Raw genomic sequence first — 21,645 nt, 5'->3', positions numbered from 1 at the left:
GTGATGTATTAAACTCTCCTCTTGACGATGGATTAAAAACCGTATTTTTTGTAATAAAAAAAATTAGGGCTACCTAAAATTTTTCTTTCTAACTAAAAAAACATAGACAAGGGATAATCAAGACATGAGTGCAGGTCAGTTGCTTAAGCAGGCGAATCAGTTGAAGCGGGTAGGGAAGTTAGATAAGGCTATAACGCTTTATCATCAGGTAATCACCATTAACCCCCATTTTTCTTGGGCTTACAATAACTTGGGCGATACTTTGGTTAAAAAGGGGGATTTAGATGGGGCTATTGATTGTTATTCCCAGGGTTTGAAAGTTAATCCCAATTCGGCTTGGTTATTTTATAGTTTAGGGGAGGCTTTAGCCCAACAGGGAGATTTAGAAGCATCTGTTGAGTATTTACAAAAAGCTATTGAGATTAAACCGGAGTGCAATAAATTACAGAATAGATTGAGTGAAGTATTCACTCAAAAAGAGAGGTTGTTTGGCAACAAATATCTAAGTCTGATCAATGATCAATACACTGTTAAGGATAGGGGCAGAAATGGCCAAACTCCCAAACAAGACCGAGGTTTATTTATCGATTGTGGCGGATATGATGGATGTTCTGCTATCAAATTTTTAATGATTCATTCAAACTATGATTGCGTCACCTTTGAACCCAACCCTGATTTATGGGATTATTATAAAGATATTCCAACAAAGTTAATTAAAAACGCAGTCTTTACATTGGAATAAAGTTAATATCCCTAAAGAAAGACATGATCGATTAATCAACCAACTTCAAGAATTTATTGAAATCGAAGATTGGGATGGTCAGGATATGAGTATTCATGGTAAACCCGTTGGTTATAAAAGGATCAGAGATAATATATTAACATCAATGAAGGTGAAAATGAAAAACAGAATGACAGGTGATCGAGTAGCAACCAAACGAACTTCTCGCATTGATAGTCTACACCGATCACATTCTGTTGTTGAACACTCCTAAGCCGATCTATATGACTATAGGTTTTTCAAAACGAAAACAGGTTGTTGAAATTTACCTAAATCCTGATCGTTAATCAAAGAATCGGAAAATCCGAAACTGTTCAGCAATTCCCAACCTTCAAACATCATAGGTAAACGGATTTTCCCATAAATTCTATGAGCATTCCAAACTAGGCAATCTTTACCAATTGGAACAGAAAAGAAAAACAGACCATCTTTTTTAATTAATGTTTTTGACAGTTTCATCGCTTCCAAGTCACCATTAGGATTGATTGGATCTCCATAACGTCCTAAACCGTCATGTTCAAAAGATGAGATGGAAATGCCAATGTCTGCTTGAATATTCCGACCTATATAATCCTCATATGAAAAAACTTGTACTTGAGGATGTTCAGACATAGGCAGATTATAATCAATAACATAAACTTGGGATGCACCTTTCCAAAGAGATATGGCATCACAATTAATGCCCACCAACCCAAAAATAAGAACGGTTTTATTAAAAATGCTATATTTATCTAAAGCATTTAATAAGCAATCTAAAGTCTCGCCGTAATATTGAAAGGAAGACTTTGATAATTGCTCAAATGCTTGATTATAAGCTTGCATACTCAGATAGATAGGAGATGAACAAGTATTATTATAATAAGCATTAATCACAGGAATTTTATTACCAATAGTAAAATCAGCAACTAATTCTTCAGGAATTTTCTTAGGTGGTAAAGTCGTGGGTAAGTAAGATTGACGATAAAAGTTTGCTGATAGAGTAGCTTGATCGTCATTAGATATTACATCTAAACTATCTATACAAGGAATCCCATAAATTTCTACTTCATCTAAGTGGAAATATTGATTTTCTCGCAGTTGTAAACGCACAAAACGCGCTGTTTTTTCCTGGAAATTTACTGTAAGTGGTTTTCCATCAGTACCACCAAAGATGTTGTTTTTATCGTTTGAGTAACATAATTCCCAATTGAGTGCATCCTGAGATAATAAAATATTGAGAGTTGAAGCGCGTTCTTTAGAACTATCCAGACGATTATAAATTTTAATCTCCAATATTTGAGCAGTTTTCTCCAGATCAATTTGCCACCAAGGTTGATTTTCTTGACAAGTATGAAAACCAAATCTCCCAGTTTTTTTGCCATTACAAGCTCCATGAGGATCATAATCATATATTTCAGGAGCTAAAGCAGAACTCTGTGCAGTTGGTTTATTTAATGCTAAATTTCTACTCTGTAACTTTCGAGGCTCATTGAGATGGAAGGGAGTCAAAACAATTTCCGGTTTACTTTTGACATTTGGATAATCTAAAGCGGAGGGAATACTTGCATGACTGGGATAAAAGGAAGCTCGATCATTTCGTAGGAAAGTAAATTCAATTAGTTTAGGTAATGGAATTCCAGCAACCAAGGCAATACCACAGCAATTATTGGGATGAATATGCACAACCGTATGATGGGTTGTTAGTAAGTTAATGACTCGATTAACCTTCTGAAAAACTGACATATTTTCCAAACCATCAAACCCATGAAGCTCACAGGCGATGATCCGAAAACGCTTTAACAAATCGGGCGATACATCAAATAAAGCATCCCACTCGGCATTTTCAACATCAAATTTTAAGAATAGATCGCCATCTTCTAAGTGGTTAGTCTCTATCATTTTAGGTAGTGTGATAAAGCCATTGCCATCCTGCGTACCCCAACCTAATTTATTAAAGACAAAATTCTCGTGAATAACCGGAGGTGCTTCAATAGTGTGGTCATATTGAAAAACCTTAACCCCCATTTTTGCCCACTCTAAATCAAAACTAACTTCTCCGCCTATCCCAATCGAAATAATCCCTTTAATATCTGTCAAATCATCGGGAATGACATAACCACCATCACCCTTGCTTCCCAGACGAACCTTACCCAGTTCCGTATCATACATCCCTAATTTCTTTAACATACTCATAATTAAATTCTGTTTAGCATGAAAAGAAGGAGGGACATTATGGTGAAGATAAAAATTGATTGCTAGGGCATTTTCATCGTGATTAGATTTCAACTGAGAACTATCAAGTTTAACCGGGATACCGTAGATTTCGACTTCATCTAAATGTAGGGTATCAATCTCTCGTAATTGCAGTCGCACAAACCGTGTGACTTTCTGCTGTAAATCTACCGTGAGGGGGTTACCATCACTGCCACCAAACAGATTTTCTGGATCATTTGAGTAACATAATTCCCAATTAAGTGCATCCTGAGACACTAAAATATTTAACGCAGAAGCTCTTTCTTTAAAGTCAATACGATTATAAATTTTAATCTGAGAAAGCTGATAGGTTCCCTGCAAGTCAATTTGCCACCAAGGCTGATTTTCTTCAAACGTATGAAAACCAAATTTTCCTTTTTTCTCGCCATTACAGGCACCATGAGGATCATAACCATATCTTTCCGGCTGATAAATAGAACTTTGAGCCGTGGGCTTATTTAAGGCTAAGTTGACATGAAGGAGGTTAAGAGTGTTGCTGTCCATGTTTATTTGTTTAGATGTAATTTGATAATTGATCTGCGAATCGAAATCTAACGCATTTGCTGGATACTCAAGCATCAGTTTTCGCTGTGATTCCGTGTTTTGCCAGTTGCTGCTTAAGATTTCAGATTTATAAACACCCTGTTTATCAATGACTCTTATGCAGGAAACATTGGGGTTCTCCAATGAAAAGACACCAAAGACCCCCTCAAAATAATACACTGTTTCTAAATTTTTTGAAATTGTTGCAATGGCAGGGGAAAAACTCCCTCGACTAACTACTAAAATTCTTGCTTTGAGCAAATACTCTATATCTGATCTCAAATCACCACTAATTTCCTGCACGATCGAGCATCTGTGTTGGCAAAAATCAATTAAGGGTTGAATGATCGGATTAGATTTGTCTTCAAAAACTAAAGTGATTGAATGCCAGCTTTGAAGCTCTACTATCTTTTTATAGAAGGAAAGCGGTGGTTGTCCATAATTTGAATGGGGATTTTTAAAAATATCACCAGAGCGTATATGGATTACCAGATCTTGCTCACCTAATCGTTCAGAATGTTTTAGATTAAACGCCTCGATTAAATCTATCATGTTCAAATAACCGTTAGGCTTACTGAGTTTTTTTGGAGAGAGCGGAGCCAAAGTTTGGTAATCAAAAAACATCCCTTCTAATACTATTTTCTCTGATGAAAAATTTGGTTTATTGAAATTTATTATCTTTATTCCTGACTTTGTATTTGTTTCCCCACTTTTAATATACCAAAAATTGGGCAAATAGATTTTATATACTCCTATTTCTTTAGCAATTTGAATAGATTTCGACCTCATCCAGATGAAGATACTCAATATCTCGTAATTGTAATCGCAAAAACCGTGCGACTTTATATGGCACATCTACAATCAAGGGTTTTCCATCAATCCCACCAAATAGATTTTCTGGATCATTTGAGTAATATAATTCCCAGTTGAGTGCATCCTGAGATAGTAAGATATCCAGCGTCGAGGCGCGTTTTTCAACGTCAATCCGATTATAAATTTTAATCTGAGTAAGCTGATAGGTTGCTTGTAAGTCAATTTGCCACCAGGGTTGATGTTCTTGATAAGTATGAAAACCAAATCTCCCAGTTTTTTTGCCGTTACAAGCTCCATGAGGGTCATAACCATAGACTTCCGGCTGGTAAACAGAACTTTGAGCCGTGGGTTTGTTTAAGGCTAAGTTGACATCAAGATGGGGGTGAAGACTGATGTTATTCATACTCTTTTTTTGTGTCAGTTAACATTTGTAATCGGTTGTGTCAGTAAACATTCAATATTGTTTTGACAAGCTCATATAATAGCTAGAAAGTTCCTGATCTTGAACATACTTACTAATAAATATATAAACCAAACTTTTCCTTTCATTTGTCATTTCATTATTATTATTATCAAGATATGCCATTAATTCATCTGCCATATTTTCCCAATCTATATTTTCCCAATCCGTGAGAGGTTTGGCTCGATAAGTATTGCCAACAAACTCTGCACAAGTTGAAAAAGTGCTACTAAAGGATGTCAATATCTTAGCAGCATCAGACATAATAATTAAGTCATAAGCAGCGGATTGAGTTTCACTAAGAGACTGGGTAAACTCAGCTGTTATATAACAATTTATCTGATGATTATTTTGCTTGATTTGATCAACAAGGATTTGAGTTGAGTCTTCACATTCCGAGCAAACAACAACATCTTTGAATCCTGAGTCCAATACAAACTTAACGGCTGTTTTAATCGGTAAAAATCGTCCAAATATAGTTGGAATATCTCGATTCAGAGTTTGAATATTATCATATAAAAGCCTCTGGATAATATCTCCTCTACGGATATGAACAACAAGATAAGACCTAGAATTGACTTGATTTTTGAATTTTTGAATTTGATCAATGATTTGGTGATGCCAGTTGATTTTTTTCCAGTAATCCTTAACCTTTAAAGATACTTCTTTGAGTGTATTGTCATATGGAACGACTGCCCAAGGATCATCCCAAATTAGAAATTTATACCGGAAAATATTTTCAGTTTGCTTTTTGTTTAAAATCAAAAAGCATCCACTTTTCTTAAAATCTTTGTTGACGCTGCTCAATAATTGTGTATGTAGCATAGAAAAATCTTCTTCCTTGATCCAAGGAACATCAATATCTTTGAATATTTTTCCTCCCTCAAAAATCTCTGATAGGCTATTAGTATTAAGGATATTTGAAGAGTAATATCTGCTGACTATGCGCGGCCAAGATACATACAAATTACAACCTAAGTATTCACAGGTATATCTGGCTGATAAAATAGACATTAATCTTCCACCTAGTCCATCAACCCTTCGTGCAATAATTCCTTGAATAATAGAAATATCCCCTGGTAAGTTGTCTTGACCATAAAAGTTTGCAGATAGAGTAGCTTCATCTTGATTAGATTTTGATTCAAAGCTATCAGGTTTGACAGGAAAGCCATAGATTTCGACCTCATCCAAATTAAGATACTCAATACCTCGTAATTGTAACTGAACAAAGCGTGCGACTTTATATGGCATATCGACAATCAGGGGTTTCCCATCAATCCCACCAAATAGATTTTCTGGATCATTTGAGTATAATAATTCCCAATTGAGTGCATCCTGAGATAATAAAATATTTAACGCCGAAGCCCGTTTTTCAAAACCAATTCGATTATAAATTTTAATCTTAGCAAGCTGATAATTTGCTTGCAAGTCAATCTGCCACCAGGGTTGATTTTCTTGACAAGTATGAAAACCAAACTTCCCGGTTTTCTTGCCATTACAAGCTCCATGAGGATCATAACCATAGACTTCAGGCTGATAAACAGAACTTTGGGCTGTGGCTTTATTTAAGGCTAAGTTGACATCAGGATTTGGATTAAGATTGATACTATTGTTACTTGTTAGTCTGGTTTCAATAGCAATGGCTAAACTGGATTGAAGTTGCAGTGAGTGAGGATTGATTTCAATAGCTTTTTTGTAGTTAGCGATCGCCAATTCTTGATCACCTTTTTTAAGCAACGCTATTCCCAATTTATAGTAAAACCAGCTACAATTTGAATTGAGTTTGATCGCTTTGCGATAAGAAATAATTGCATCTTCCAAATGCCCCAACTGTTCTAATGCCTCGGCCAATTTGTAGTGAGACCAATGGAAGTTGGGATAATTAGTGATCGCACTCTTGTAGGCAGCAACAGCCTCCTCTAGCTTGCCACTCCGCAGTAGTTGATTACCCCGAATTAAATCGCTCACAGTTGTATTAACTCCAGAAATAATAGTAGAAAGTTAAAAGTCAAAGCTTCGTCATATTGCTGTATTTTCTATTGTTCCACTTTATGAAGTGTCTTATAGAAAAAAACATTTTCTCTGGAAGTCCCAAACTCATCGTCTATTAGCTTGGGATATAAATTCTTCTGCCACATTAAAAAACAGAGACTAAGTTGATCACGGTGAGAATACATTTCTATATGTCGCCACCATTCTTCCATAAAATCCGTAATACAATTGTCAGAGTGCTGACGCCAAATGAACGAACCTTCGCACAAACCCGTATTATTAGGAATTCCGGCACTGACATAAGCTTTTATTTGGTCAATAATGGGTTGAGGTTTAGCTTTACGCCATCCCAAAATTGCACAACCTTCTTTAAGTAAATCTGTACGCAGAGGATGTCTCCACATTGTAAACTTTCCAGAATCAAGAAGCATTAATATCAACTGCTCGATGTTACCCGTAAAAACAGTATTAGCATCTACAAACAATGAATAACTGTATTCTTTTAAATACTTGTGAGGAAGAATCTTGTACTCCTTGGCTGAAAGGTTATCAGAAGTAGAGTTGGCTGGGCAGATAATTTGCTTCCATCTCGAATCTACATCCAATCGTTGTTGATCCGTAAATGCGATTAGATCAATCCCGGTAGGAATATCAGTTTGAACTAAGGGAAGATCATCATAATTGCCAAACAAACTGGTATATATACATATTTTATTATGATCTAGGTTCAATTCTCCTATTATATCCTTGTTGCAAAAGCTAGTTTTATTATTGTATATTTTAAGAGGATCATACTCCATATCATATTGAAGCAAACGATGAGACTTAATCGAAATTAAAAAATTAGGATTAGCACTCGACTGATGATAAATTGTCCAATATCTAACAGCTAAATCCCATTCATGATTTAAGGTATAGCAGATAGCAAGAATCTCTACGATATCTGGTGTAAGAGGAGCTTGAGAAATTATATTTTCCGCAGTAGCCATAGCACCGATAAAATCTTCATGTTCTGTTTGCAATTTTAAAATATCTCTCGCTGCAATTATTTCAGGGATATAATGCTCGATCAAATGTAAAATTGATACAGTAGAACTATCAACGAGAGCGTTACCAGGAATTGTATTACACTTTTTCTGCTGTGTAATTACTTCAATATTTCCTATAGCTGTTAATATTTGACGAAAATCTGTATTTTCTTCTATTGCATCAAAAAATTTACTAGAAGTTAAGTGATTGGGAAGAAACTTCGAGATTAGTTCTGTGCACATTAATTTTGTAAAGATCGTCGGGCGTTCTATCCTACCCCGCGATATGTAATGATATGCTGATGGAATACCTGATCTAAAAACATCTTCTCTAACAATTTTATACAATGATGATGAGAAGTTATTTTCAAAACGCCATGCTTCACTAAAATGATCACTAAAGAATAAATAATGTGCGTTTAAGTTCAGGCTCAATTCTTTTCTTAAAAGTAAGGCTTGGGAATACTTAAGAAAATCAACTATCTGTGAATAATCTAATTTGAGAGCATTTGATAACTCAAGCCATCTATAAGAAGCATCATTGCTTCCTAATTGAAAAAACTTCTCGTAGCTTTCAGAAGCATACTCCCTCTCAGAAAATACTGTATATATATTTTTCTGACTGAATTCTCTAGGATTTATAATGCCAATATCGTGAGCCTGAGATTTGACGAGAATAGGAAAAAATCTTTCTAATGTGTGTGCATAGGAACCATCATTATAAGTGCTTTGTCTAATATTTTCAAGATTTAGAAGATGATTTATTTTAGAATATTGCAGTGATAGCTTTTTTAGCAAATATCCTCTAATTCCAAACATAGTTCCCGCAAAAAATATTACACTTTTACCTGGATGATAACATCCGGTAATATCTTTCAGTTGTTCAATCTTATCTCGGTTTCTATACATTAACTTATCAATATGTCTAGCAAATGCCAAAGGCCCCCAGAGTCCGATCGTATTCTGGGAAGTAATGCTCAAACCGATTGCTGATAGAGCATCATCAGTGAGAAGGCTATCAAGATATATCTGCATCATATCTATAGATTTCTGGTTGAAATTATTCTTTGTGTGTATTTTAATTACCAGATCGTATGTCCAGAGTTTATGTTTGTTGACAGCAAATAAGAATGGCAGCACATCCATTCCTAGATTTCTAGTTCTTTCAATTACCCTATAGTGTACGCTTTGGTAATCGCTAGATTTTAGTTTATGGGGAGTTGTTATGTAAAGGTCTATAGGTGTGCTTAATTTGTTCAGATAGGTTGCAATATTATTATGAAAAACTTCTGGATAAAAAACGTGAACTACAATTGCTATTTTCATGGATTTTGTGTCTTACAAATATATATTTTTTGAATAAAGCTTTCAATTACAAAGTTTTGAATAGAAAGTCTGTAAAATCTTTTTGTGTTTTATTTATCAATATAGAATCAAAGATCAGATGGTGTTCAAAAGCCCAGCGTTCCCAATTTTTGTCTTTTATACGTTTAGCAATTTCTTCCAGTCGTACAATTCTATCATACGCAGTTTTTAATATGACGGTTTTCATGCTGTTATAGTCTCCAGTATTATAACCAATATGGGGAAATGAAGGAATAACTCCTATAGGAGGCGCAATTGATAACTTTCCACAGGATAAAGCCTCCATAAATGGCACTGGCCCGCCTTCAAGACGGCTAGGCACTAACAAATAATCGATCAAAGAATAGAAAAGTTCATGAGAGTTTACCTGTAATGTTTTAACTCCCCAACAATCATCAATCGATACCAACTCAACAACATTGCTAATATCTGGATCAAGACTCAATCTTTTGACCAAATCTTCTCCTTTTCTACCATCATTGTAAATTCTCCCAACGATCCCAATAACGATTTTCGGTTTGAATTCTTTTGCTGCACCAATCTCAACTACCGATATTTTTTCATCTGGAATCCCTACTGCTAAAAGTTCTCTTCTAGTCGATTGAGATATGGCAATGCAGTGATCAACTTTCTGCGCCACTTTATAAAACAATGCTTCTGCATTTGTTCCTGAAACAAAGTGAGTAAAGTTAGCAACTGCATATCTACCTTTTACCTGTTCTTCATTATACCTTGCGTAATGAATAAAATAAATAATATCAGGTGATTGATAAGTTTCATTAATCTTGACATCATAGTTTAATAAATTCTGCTTGATCTCTTCAGCCATTCTGTAAAAAATCCAGCCTTTTTCTTCAGTTTCAATGGAAATAGATGGTTTTTTCCTCCGATGTTTGGCAACATGGCTCCTGATTTTAGTAAGATCGATTTCTGGTGTCCCTTGCCTGCCCAACTTTCCTCTTGTGTATCCCTCTTTGTGTTCAGCAATAACATCATTAGGAATTATAACACTCAAGCCTGTGCGGAAATTCACATCAATGGAAAAACAAATATCTTCTCCACACTCCTGAAAAGATTCAATCATTTTGATGCTATTAAAAATTTCCTTTTTAACAAAGAATAAGGCACCAGTACAAGCCTCAACAACTCTTGGAGCATTCATACAAACTGACTCATGAAGGTTAAGACCTTTATCGATGTGGAATGGTGTCATATCTGGCTTAAAACTAATGCCACAGTGTTGTATTTTTCCATTAGGGAACAGTAGTATACTTCCGACTATCCCCACGTTGAAATAATCAAGCCATTTTAGACCATTGGATAAAGTCTCAGGTCTGAGTTTTACGTCATCATTAATGATACATAAATGATCACCAGACGCTTTGCTTGCTAAAATATTGATGTTAGAAGCAAAGTGGTAAGAGCTTCTATCAACAATATTGAATTGAACACCGCTAGGAACAAATATATCTTTTTCTTCAAATTTGCTGCCATTCCATGAACAAAGAACTTCAAATTCTCCAATATCAAGTTCGATGCTTCTTGCTATTGAATTCAATAGTTTACTGACATTATCAGCAGACCTAGAGACCGTTAAAATTGACAAAAAAAGAGGTCTCTGACTATCTTGATTTTCTTGATCAACTTGACCTGTAAACTCAAAGGATGAGACATCTTTGTCTAAGTCTAAGATATTCCTTTTTATACCTTCGCTATCTTCAGCAAAACTAGCTAACTTTGGCTCAATCTTCGCTGCTTTTTCCCTGGCTTGTTGAGCTTCATCAACCCGCCCTACCTGTTGCAAAACTTGACTCAAACCCAAAAGAGACCAAGCCGCCTCTGGCTTTAACTCCAATGCCTGTCCATAAGCTTCAACTGATTCTTCCCAATGTCCCAATTTTTCCAGGGCTTCCCCTAAATTATGGTAACCCAAATAAAAATCAGGGTTATTACTGATTGCACGCCGATAAGCAACTACCGCTGCTTCTAAATTTCCTTCTCTCAATAGTTGGTTGGCTTGCTGAAAGGCTGTCACCGTCATGGATTCTTCGCTCTCAAAAAATAAGTGTTGCTGGTCTGGGATTTAGTCAATGTGAAACATCCTATCACAATTTCAACATTGAAACCGACAGGCGCAATTGTTAGGAGGACGATTAACCTGCTCAAAAGTTCCCCCTAATTATATGCTAATCTTAGTTTATCATCTTCAAGTATTCAATTTTTTCTGGATATTATTCAAGGGAGAACATTAATAATGGAACCAGAATATGCCACAACTAATGATTGGTATAAAGCCAATCGTCCCCAATTAAAAATATATCGGGGCCAATGGATCGCTTATACGAATCAAGGAGTGATTAGTCATGATCGAGATTTCAGAAAAATGATGGATGCTATCCCCCCGGATACTCCTAAATTGAGTTATACAATTGAGCGGATATATGAAAGTGAATTTATTGAACCCGTTAAGTTTTATCCCGTGAGAATGCGATCGCTAAAAGCTCACGATTGGCAACCCAAATATGAATTGATTTTAAAATTTCAAAACGAAGAAAAGGTCAAAATTCTAGTGGACTCTGGGGCTGATTTTAGCTTAATTACTAGACAGCTTGGTGAGCGATTAGGCTACACTAAAGGAGAGGGAGAAAACCTGGTTAGTGGTGAAGGAATTGGTGGTAGTATTGAATATCTATTAAGACAGGTGGAAATAGAGATAGAAGGTCATCGTTTTACCGCTCCTGTGGCGTGGATACAAAGCGATTTTTGTGAAGAAGTTTTGTTAGGACGAGAGGTGGTGTTTGATTTGTTTGATATAGAATTTAAGCAAGCTGATGAAACGATCGTTTTTAAATGGCGTGGCGGTCAAGCATAAGCAGTTAATAATAAAAATTGAGTTGACACTCCCCACGCATAAATGCGGGGGATTCTTGACTAAGCCCACAAAGGGACTCTCAAAGGGGCTGTCAATTCCCCTCTACTGACTCCACTAAGATCAAGTCCTAGTATTGTCGCTACTTTTCGCCCAATATTGGCCGCACCATTGCAATCTGCGTTGATCAACCAATTATCAGCAGTTCGATATAAACCTCTCTTGACTCGTTTTCCACTTGGTTGCCACCCTTCAGGTTTTTCGCCGAATTTAGGTAGTAGATCCAAGTCTAAAAAACTTGCCTTGGAGGTATAAGATTCTTCGGTTTCGACGAATCTAATTCCATGCTGTTCACACAGTTGAGCGATTCTATCCTTTAACCTTGAGGTTGGGATTTGAACAAACTTTTGATTGGTTTTAGCTCCCATATTTGCGCCATCCTTCATGCCCTTGTTCCACCCAAATACGATAGTCCCAATTTGGTTGTCAAGGCAATGATTGATTACTTTTCTGGCGGCTTTATTTATAGCGTCTCGCATTGTGCGATTACGATTCTCTGTTAGAGACTGAAGCCTTTTAGTCCAATAACCGTTGGGCGTATCCTTTGTCAATAATGCAACTTGCTTGTTATACCATTGATTAATAGATTTTAAGTGTCTTCCATCAACGATAAAGCTTGTCCTCACATTAGAAACGCAGGTTAACCAATTATCCATGCCATGATCTATCATCAAAGCATTTAATGGATTGACATTAGATTGGATATTTTGAGACTTATAGACAAGCTCTAAATAAAAGCATCCGTTTCTAGGCAAGATTCGATATTCTCGAATGTCCTTAAAATCTAAATTCGAGGGCATTGGCAAGTAAAAAGAATCTATCCCAAACCATGCTTTTACTTTGCCACCCAAAGGGAATCTTAGTTGATTGTCTTTAAGTTTGACAGAGCGACCCGTAAAAGTCACCAAAGATAGTCCTCCTTTTCTGTAGCCAGGTAGTCTAGGTTTTTGGGTTACAGTACCCTTTGCGACTCCTTTTAGTAAACCGATATAGGATTTAAAGGATTCGGACACGCTAGTTAGAATTTGTTGTGCGGTATCTGAATAGAAAGCTTGGTAGTGTAGGTTCTGATTTTCTGTCCCTAACACTTTATGCAATTCTGCCCTATTGGGTATTCTCCCCTCTTTGAAATATATTTGACGAGAATAATAGATCCCACAATTAGTTAATTTTGAAGACTCTCCGCACAAAAACTCTAGGATTGCCTTGAGTTTTGTGTCGGGACTAATGAGATTTTGCTGACATCCAAACATTTTGTTACCTCCTGACACTAAAGTAACATAGTATTAATACTTTGTGCATAATGTCATGGCAACAAAAAAACATCCTGTCCCCGCGTACCTAGATGAGCTAGAGTCTGAAAAGTTAACCAAGATTGCTAGTTTGTGGGGGTGCAGTATGTCTGCTGCACTCAAAAGACTTATTAGAGAATTTAATCTTGACGGTGGCTAAAGCCACCACCGCTTACCTCCCCATAGCTAAAGCTAGGGGCTTCCGCTCGTTTTTTGGTGAACACCCCACTACGGGTTTATTTTTGGTCGGGTAGTGCTAAACAATCTGTTGTTCCCCAACACACATAAACAGGGGTATTGCTATCCGGTAAACTTTCCCCAGTTTTGGGTTGACGAACCATCACATTTTCCCCAGATAATAATTTCACCACATATTGAATATGGGTTCCCAAATACATTGTATTTAATAAACGGCCTTCAAAACAGTTCACAGAACCACTAACAGGATAAAAACTCAAGATCACCTTCTCTGGACGCACACTCACCACCGCCGATGCACCGTTTCTTAAATCCTGTTGGGGGAGTTGAATACCCGGAATTTCAATCTGTTGAATTTCAATACTCAATCCCGTTTCCGTAACAATAAATAAACGGCTGGCATCGACACTTTCAACCGTCCCCCGAAATAGGTTTGTATCCCCAATAAAATCGGCGACAAAAGGAGTTTGAGGATATTCATAAATCTCGTTAGGACTGCCAATTTGTTCAATTCTGCCATCGTGCATAACTGCAATTCGGTCAGACAGACTCATGGCTTCCTCTTGGTCGTGGGTGACCATAATAAAAGTTAAACCCAAATTGCGATGGAGATTGGTAAGTTCCACCTGCATTTGTTTCCGCAGTTTTAAATCCAAAGCCCCTAAAGGTTCATCCAATAATAATACGGCTGGACGATTAACTAAAGCCCTAGCTAAAGCAACCCGTTGCTGTTGACCCCCGGACAGTTGAGAGGGATAACGATTCGCAAAGGATTCCATTTTGACCAAAGCTAACGCTTCCCGAACTTTTTCCTCAACTTCCGGCTTGATGAGACGTTTTAGCCGGAGTCCAAAGGCGATATTTTCCCAAACCGTCAAATGGTTAAACAGGGCATAACTCTGAAATACCGTATTTACTGGACGCAGATAGGCGGGAGTTTGGGTAACGGACTGACCTCGAATTAAGACTTCTCCGGCCGAAGGCATTTCAAACCCAGCTATCAGTCGCAGTGTTGTTGTTTTACCGCAACCTGATGGCCCCAAAATACTAAAAAATTCCCCTCGACGAATATCGAGATCCACGCCACGAACGGCCGTTTCCCCATTAAAAACCTTGAACACTTTACGAAGTTCAACATCAAACTTCGCTGGTGCCCCAATAGCACCTTGATTCTGCGTAGCCGCTTGCAGCATAGTGTTACGTTTGGAGATTTACCCTGATTACAGCTTATCCGATCAACAGTCTTACTGACAAGATGATAGCCTAGGGAAGTCCAGATTGCACTTTGGAGCATGAGACCGATTCCGGTGTAAAATATCGAGCGCGAAAGCGCAGCAATTAAAGGGCTAACTTGGTATGAGGAGTTAAACGAATGAATTGGCAAAAAGATCCCCTGTCCGTCCTGCAAGATACGAGTCGAACGTTTTATATACCCATTAGTCGTTTACCTCCTTTACTCCAAGAAGCAGTGGCATCTGCGTATTTGTGTATGCGGGCGATTGATGAAGTTGAAGATCATCCCGGTTTGGATAATGCCACAAAAGCCCGATTGCTGCATAGGATGAGCCAAAATTTTCAAGCGGCGGTGTGTCGAGAAACCATTGCTGATGATTGGTTTGCGGAATTTTCCGATATTGAAACCTTGGAAGAAGTCACCCTACGGGTGGGAGAATGGGCCAAATTAGCCCCGGAACGGATTGGCCCTCGGATTTGGGATGCCACGGCGGCGATGGCTGACCGGATGGCATTTTGGGCCGAACGGAATTGGCGGATTGAAACCGAAGCGGAGTTAGATCAATATACCTTTGGAGTGGCGGGTGCTGTGGGGCTGTTGTTATCGGATTTGTGGGCTTGGTATGATGGTACACAAACGCACCGAGTTTACGCCATTGGCTTTGGTCGAGGGTTACAGGCGGTGAATATTCTGCGGAATTACCGGGATGATGGCAGTCGAGGGGTAGATTTTTTTCCCGAAGGTTGGACATCGGAACAAATGCACAGCTATGCAAAACGGAATTTAGCCTTAGCAGATGCCTACACGGGGGCCTTACCCTCTGGCCCAGCCTTGGATTTTTGCCGAATTCCTCTAGCTTTGGCCCATGCCACTTTAAATGTATTAGCAGACGGTCAGGACAAACTAACTCGCAGTGCCGTTGTGGAGTTGATTGAACAGGTTTGTGGTGGTAAATAATAGGAGTTTGTTGTTGCGCGTTGTTGCGCTTCAGCGCTAAGAGTTGTTGCGCTTTAGCGCTAAAAGTTGTTGCGCTTCAGCGCTAAGAGTAAGGGCTAAAGCCCAACAACGAACGAACTTTTTTATGATAATAGGAAAAAATGGCTGAATTTTTGGGAATTGGGGGGACAATTGTGGCGATCGCCACGGCTATTGTACCGCAACAGGGAAGTGTGGGAATTGTTCGGATGTCGGGGAGTGAAGCTCAATCTATTGCCCAACAGTTGTTTTATCCTCCCGGGCGACAAACTTGGGAAAGTCACCGCATTTTATATGGGTATATTCGCCATCCCCAAACCCAAAAAACCATTGATGAAGCGTTGCTATTATTAATGTTATCTCCCCGTTCCTATACCCGGGAAGATGTGGTAGAATTTCACTGTCATGGGGGGATAATTGCGGTTCAACAGGTGCTGCAATTGTGTATAGAATTAGGGGCAAGATTAGCACAACCGGGAGAATTTACCCTGCGAGCTTTTTTAAATGGCAGATTAGATTTAACTCAAGCCGAAAGTGTAGCGGAATTAGTCGGATCTCAATCAATTGCGGCGGCACAAACGGCTTTAGCAGGATTACAAGGAAAGTTAGCTAATCCGATTCGAGAATTACGGGCAACCTGTTTAGATATTTTAGCTGAAATTGAAGCCAGGGTAGATTTTGAGGAAGATTTACCCCCCTTAAACGAGTCAGAAATTATTGCCCAAATTCATCAAGTTTTAGAACAATTATCTCAATTTTTAGCAACTGCTGACACCGGAGAACTATTAAGAACCGGGTTAAAAGTAGCCATTGTGGGTCGTCCGAATGTGGGAAAATCGAGTTTATTAAATGCTTGGAGTCGGAGCGATCGCGCCATTGTTACGGACTTACCAGGAACCACGCGGGATGTGGTAGAATCGCAATTAGTTGTCGGAGGAATCCCGATTCAAGTATTAGATACGGCGGGAATTCGTCACTCGGAAGATCAGGTGGAAAAAATTGGAATTGAGCGATCGCATCAAGCTGCCCAATCTGCCGATTTAGTGTTATTTACCTTAGATGCTGTTGTGGGTTTAACTGAAGCAGATTTAGAGATTTATCAACAGGTAAAACATCGTCATTTTATTGTTATCATTAATAAAATAGATCGGGTTAAGTCAGAGCAATTAGAGGAGTTAAAACAAACCATAATTCACACTTTAACGATAGAAAATATTCAGATAGTTTCTATGTCAGCAGGGTTAAATCAAGGGATTCCAGATTTAGAAATAGCCATATTAAATTCAGTTTACGGCGAAAATATTCAAGCTGCTAATTTAGAATTTGCGATTAACCAACGTCAAGCCGCCGCCTTAACCCGTGCTAAAATTTGTTTAGAAGAAGTGGAAACAACCATTAATGATCAACTTCCCTTTGATTTCTGGACAATTGATCTCCGAGGTGCGATTCATGCGTTAGGAGAAGTCACGGGAGAGGAAGTCACAGAATCGGTTTTAGATCGAATTTTTAGTCGTTTTTGTATTGGTAAATAGTATTAATTCAATTTAATAGCAGTGCCAGCGTCCTCGCTGGCTAGAATAATAATAATTAGAATAATAACTAGAATAATAATAATTAGAATAATAACTAGAATAATAACTAGAATAATAACTAGAATAATAACTAGAATAATAACTAGAATAATAACTAGAATAATAATTAGAATAATAACTAGAATAATAATTAGAATAATAACTAGAATAATAATTAGAATAATAACTAGAATAATAAACAGAATAATAAACAGAATAATAATTAGAATAATAAACAGAATAATAATTAGAATAATAAACAGAATAATAATTAGAATAATAAACAGAATAATAATTAGAATAATAAACAGAATAATAAACAGAATAATAATTAGAATAATAAACAGAATAATAACTAGAATAATAAACAGAATAATAACTAGAATAATAAACAGAATAATAACTAGAATAATAACTAGAATAATAAACAGAATAATAACTAGAATAATAACTAGCGAGTGAGGACACTCGCACTGCTTAAGGAATAAAACGATAGAGAAGTGCTATGGCAGATATCTACCCTTGGATGTGTAAGTTTTTACACTTTAGACTGTGGAGTTGAAGCATTCAACCCATAATGTTTTTCTTCAAAATCTTCAATTAATTTAACTAAAAGTTCTAGCAATATCTCCTGTTCAGGAGTTAGACTAGGACAAGCTAAGAGTGCTTCCACAATAGCTAAAAATTGTTCATTTTCTGCTTCTGTATTAATCAAATTAGGTAGCATTTTATTAATTATTGAATTATGTTATTGAACAATGCTTTTAAAAACCTTTGACCGGACTGTTCTAAATCATCTTCTAAAGAAAAGGTGAGACTCTGTAAACGGATTGAACTATTAGGAAATAGACCATTTAGAGGTTGATTTAAAGGTTTTGGATAAACTAAAATAGCATTTTGGCTATTTTTCAAAGTAGCATAGGCGATCGCTTGATAAATGTCTTGATTTGACGGTTTGGAATCAGGAATTTTATATTTAGTATCGAGAATAAAGATAACTTTCTTTGTATTTTTATCATAAATTACTAGATCAATCCTAAATTCTAAAACTTTATCGAGATCAAAATTTTCTTGAGCTTTAATTTCAAAATTAGCGGGAAGATGGGATTTTAACCAAGCATAAACAAATTTTTCATAGAGTATATCAGTTCTAACTAAAAAAGGAAACATTTGATAATTTCCGACTTGATGCGCTACCCCACAATAATCTAAGAAAAATCGACATAAACTGTGTAAAGTCTGATAATCTTGATTCAATCTATTATAGGATCGATTAATACAATCATCCCCCTTAAAAGGTCGTTGAGTCGCTAGACCTTGTAAGGTATGATACGCTTTTCTAACGGTTGTTGATAGCTGTTCTGAACATAACCCACTGCGACCAATAATATATAATGTCCATAACAAGATTTGATTATCTTCAATATCAGCCGTATACTGATTATATTCGCAATTGAGTTTAACTGTCCCAGGATGTTTAAACTGATATTTAAAATCAACCTTTCCCCGAACATAAGGCAAAAGTTCAGTATTTTTAACATAAGTTCGATAAAATCCTTTGCGACTTTGAGCTAATATTTTTTGTGTTAAAATATTAGCTAATCTATTATAAAATTCTGGGATAGTTTCACAATGAACAGATCCGTCTAGCAGTTGAAAACTTTTGAGATCATAAGTATATTCCAACATCCTAAATAAATTAGCAATGGGAACTTTAGGTTTTAGGAAAATCTGAATATCAGGGGTTAACGGAATGAAACCCACATAACTTTTAGCGGTGAGTTTATATTGTTTCTGGGTTTTTGGGGATGGATATTCAATCTCAATATATTTAGAATCTTTAGAATATTTATGATAAATGAGATCTGCGATCGCTTCCTCTAATTCCTCTGGTTTAAAGAATTTATCTTGATATTCTATCAGTTCAATTATTTTCATCAGCATTTAAACCCAGTTTAAGTTTAACCTTATCCCATCGAAATTGTTCTATTTTATCCAGTGAATTATAAAAATATTCTTCTAAATATGGTTCGATTTCCATTTCCCAAATATCTTGAAGATTATCCTTAATATTGGTTATCATAAAGAAGGATATCCCGATTTCATAATTGGGATCATCAATCATTTTGTTAATATCTTGAAGGACTTGAATTAATTGATCTATCGAAAAGTTGATTTCATCTTCTTGATGATAACGTTTTAAAATATTATAATTTGGAGCAATTTTAATAAAAGCAAAACGACGACGCAAAGCATGATCAACTAACGCAATAGAACGATCTGCGGTGTTCATGGTTCCAATAATTCTAACATTTTCAGGAATCTTAAAGGGTTCATGACTACCCGCTAAATTAATTTCTTGATCTCGATATTCTAATAAATACATTAATTCCCCAAACACATTCGATAAATTTGCTCGATTAATTTCATCAATAATCAAAACACAAATATCATCATAAGATTCGGCTTTTTTACAAAATTCCAAAAACCGACCAGGGACGAGATCATAAGTTAATTGTCCGTTTTCAGTCCGAGGGCGTATTCCTTGAATAAAGTCTTCATAACTATAGGAAGGATGAAATTGAATTATTTCTGAAAAACCATCTCTACCTCTAGTGAAATGTTCAGCTAATTGTTTAGCAATAAAGGTTTTTCCGGTTCCCGGTGGCCCTTGTAAAATAATTTGTCCTTTGCGGTTAATATTGTTTATCCATCTGAGAAGTTCAGTTTCATTAATTCCTGTTTCTTTAGAAAATTCGCGTAACCCATATCTAATCAATAAGTCAGATTTAATCAAGTTATGGTGATTTCTAAATTTTTCTTCAATTAAATTAATAATTGTATTGGTTGAGTAATTTATTAAATCATTTTTGCTAATAACTATTTCATGATAAGATAAGGAAAATAAAGATTCTAAATCAACACAATTCCCTAACTCCCATGAAGTTTCGCTTTTAATTAAGTTATTGAAAAGTAAATCTCTCTGCTTATTTTTGTCAACACCAAAAGATAAAGAATTTTGATTAATCTTGATATATAAAATATTATCAACCCCCAATGCTTGCTTTAATTCTGCTTGATACCATTTTGGCTGTGTATAATGGGAAGTTATTATTGGAAGTTTATTAAAAACAGCACAACACAGTTGATTAAAAGGTTGTTCAATAAATTCCTCTATTTTCTCATTATTATTTTGAGTAAAACTAAGGAATGATGACAGACCTTGATTGTACTTCATAGATAACTTCTCTATAATTTCAAAAGTTTGACTAGAAAATAAATACTTAGGAAGTACGGAATCATAACTGGATGCGTTGAAATTTTTAGATTGCATATTTTTTTGATCTCCTATAAAACAATTTTTATCATTATATTCTAATAAGTCAATAATTTGCCCATCAAAATAGTAAGCCAATTTTCTAGCCACTAACAATGACTCATCAATTTCTACTTCCTCCCAATTATCTAAAAGTTGTTTTATTTTTATTTCTTGTTGATCAAATTCTGTATTTTCTCTTTCAAAATAATCAAATTCATTTTCCAAAAAACTATGATCAATTTCTATTTTTAGTGTTTCTTTAATTGATTTATCTAAAAGATATTTTCCTCCAAAGACTAATTCTAAACATTCAGATATTTTTTTGTTTTGTAAAATAATTAAATCAACAATATGATTATTAATTATATCTAATAATTGATTGTCTTCGTATTTTTTTTCTGGGTCTATTTTATTTATTCCCAATTTAAAATCAATTAATTTTACTAGAGAAGAAATCTCTATATCCAATTCTTGTAGTAATAGACCTATATATACTTCTTTAAATATGTATAAATCAACATTAAAATCAAAATCATAAATCTTTTTAAAATACAAAAATACAAAAATAACTAAATCTATTTTAATTTCATAATAATCTATAGAGTTATAAAATCTTGATTGAACCAGTTTAGTCCAATTTGTTTTAAGCCAGTCTAATATCCTAAATTCAAAATAACTCGTTTCATATTCTATATCTACTATATTCGATACATAGTTTCTGGGGGTTCTAAACAAGTCCAGATCGAATTTAAAATAAATATAATCAAATGAAATATCTTCATACCAGGCATAATACCATTCATAGAATTTATCATAAATATGTTCATATATTTTTGGAATTTTTTGCAATCCAAATTCAATAATTGATTCTTTGCCTAAATTATCAATTTCCATTTTTAGTAAGTTTGTAACT

Annotated in this window: 15 protein-coding genes; 4 read left to right on the top strand and 11 right to left on the bottom strand. The window is 35.8% G+C overall.

All coding sequences use genetic code 11. From position 1 onward, the window contains the following. The first annotated feature begins 124 nt into the window (after positions 1-124). Positions 125-742, top strand: a complete 618-nt coding sequence (locus tag AC559H_RS07350; RefSeq protein WP_026798472.1) for a tetratricopeptide repeat protein — start codon at positions 125-127, stop codon at positions 740-742. A 267-nt stretch (positions 743-1,009) separates the two neighbouring features. On the opposite strand, the gene AC559H_RS07345 is transcribed toward AC559H_RS07350, so the two are convergent. The 5 genes from AC559H_RS07345 to AC559H_RS07325 form a co-directional block, all read right to left on the bottom strand. After that, complete coding sequence (locus AC559H_RS07345) at positions 1,010-4,345, bottom strand: discoidin domain-containing protein (protein WP_237746352.1); 3,336 nt, start codon at positions 4,343-4,345, stop codon at positions 1,010-1,012. Next, positions 4,317-4,772, bottom strand: a complete 456-nt coding sequence (locus AC559H_RS07340) for a discoidin domain-containing protein (protein ID WP_026794172.1) — start codon at positions 4,770-4,772, stop codon at positions 4,317-4,319. Before AC559H_RS07340 ends, AC559H_RS07345 begins: the two co-directional genes overlap by 29 nt. A 51-nt stretch (positions 4,773-4,823) precedes the next feature. Continuing rightward, positions 4,824-6,797, bottom strand: coding sequence for a tetratricopeptide repeat protein (locus AC559H_RS07335; protein WP_026794171.1), 1,974 nt, complete (start codon positions 6,795-6,797; stop codon positions 4,824-4,826). 68 nt (positions 6,798-6,865) lie between these two features. Beyond that, positions 6,866-9,175, bottom strand: coding sequence for a glycosyltransferase domain-containing protein (locus AC559H_RS07330; RefSeq protein WP_026794170.1), 2,310 nt, complete (start codon positions 9,173-9,175; stop codon positions 6,866-6,868). A gap of 46 nt (positions 9,176-9,221) precedes the next feature. Next, positions 9,222-11,255 (bottom strand): tetratricopeptide repeat protein, encoded by a 2,034-nt coding sequence (locus AC559H_RS07325; RefSeq protein WP_026794169.1) that lies wholly within the window; start codon positions 11,253-11,255, stop codon positions 9,222-9,224. A 213-nt stretch (positions 11,256-11,468) separates the two neighbouring features. Here AC559H_RS07325 and AC559H_RS07320 point away from each other — a divergent pair, with 213 nt between their 5' ends. Continuing rightward, positions 11,469-12,086, top strand: coding sequence for an aspartyl protease family protein (locus AC559H_RS07320; protein WP_026794168.1), 618 nt, complete (start codon positions 11,469-11,471; stop codon positions 12,084-12,086). A gap of 59 nt (positions 12,087-12,145) precedes the next feature. Here the strand turns inward: AC559H_RS07320 and AC559H_RS07315 are convergent, their stop codons facing one another. Next, positions 12,146-13,396 (bottom strand): RNA-guided endonuclease InsQ/TnpB family protein, encoded by a 1,251-nt coding sequence (locus AC559H_RS07315; protein WP_026794167.1) that lies wholly within the window; start codon positions 13,394-13,396, stop codon positions 12,146-12,148. 275 nt (positions 13,397-13,671) lie between these two features. Next, a complete protein-coding gene (locus AC559H_RS07310; RefSeq protein ID WP_026794166.1) occupies positions 13,672-14,826 on the bottom strand; it encodes an ABC transporter ATP-binding protein in 1,155 nt (384 codons plus the stop codon). Between the two features lie 179 nt (positions 14,827-15,005). Between AC559H_RS07310 and AC559H_RS07305 the strand changes: the two genes are divergently transcribed. After that, complete coding sequence (locus AC559H_RS07305) at positions 15,006-15,824, top strand: squalene/phytoene synthase family protein (protein ID WP_026786474.1); 819 nt, start codon at positions 15,006-15,008, stop codon at positions 15,822-15,824. 140 nt (positions 15,825-15,964) lie between these two features. Further along, entirely contained in the window at positions 15,965-17,374 is a 1,410-nt protein-coding gene (mnmE, locus tag AC559H_RS07300) for a tRNA uridine-5-carboxymethylaminomethyl(34) synthesis GTPase MnmE (RefSeq protein ID WP_026794165.1), read from the top strand. Positions 17,375-17,386: 12 nt separating this feature from the next. Here the strand turns inward: mnmE and AC559H_RS07295 are convergent, their stop codons facing one another. The 4 genes from AC559H_RS07295 to AC559H_RS07280 form a co-directional block, all read right to left on the bottom strand. Beyond that, positions 17,387-17,881 carry a hypothetical protein gene (locus tag AC559H_RS07295; protein ID WP_051319748.1) on the bottom strand — a complete coding sequence of 165 codons (495 nt, stop codon included), beginning with the start codon at positions 17,879-17,881 and terminating at the stop codon, positions 17,387-17,389. A 70-nt stretch (positions 17,882-17,951) separates the two neighbouring features. Next, entirely contained in the window at positions 17,952-18,140 is a 189-nt protein-coding gene (locus AC559H_RS07290) for a zinc-binding metallopeptidase family protein (RefSeq protein ID WP_043936989.1), read from the bottom strand. An 8-nt stretch (positions 18,141-18,148) separates the two neighbouring features. Next, complete coding sequence (locus AC559H_RS07285) at positions 18,149-19,351, bottom strand: McrC family protein (protein WP_051319747.1); 1,203 nt, start codon at positions 19,349-19,351, stop codon at positions 18,149-18,151. After that, positions 19,338-21,626 (bottom strand): McrB family protein, encoded by a 2,289-nt coding sequence (locus tag AC559H_RS07280; protein ID WP_237745605.1) that lies wholly within the window; start codon positions 21,624-21,626, stop codon positions 19,338-19,340. The genes AC559H_RS07285 and AC559H_RS07280 overlap by 14 nt, the downstream gene beginning before the upstream one ends. Between the last annotated feature and the right edge of the window lie 19 nt (positions 21,627-21,645).

Source organism: Planktothrix prolifica NIVA-CYA 540 (genome assembly GCF_963864145.1).
Lineage (GTDB): Bacteria > Cyanobacteriota > Cyanobacteriia > Cyanobacteriales > Microcoleaceae > Planktothrix > Planktothrix agardhii.
This window is presented reverse-complemented; position numbering and strand designations above follow the sequence as displayed.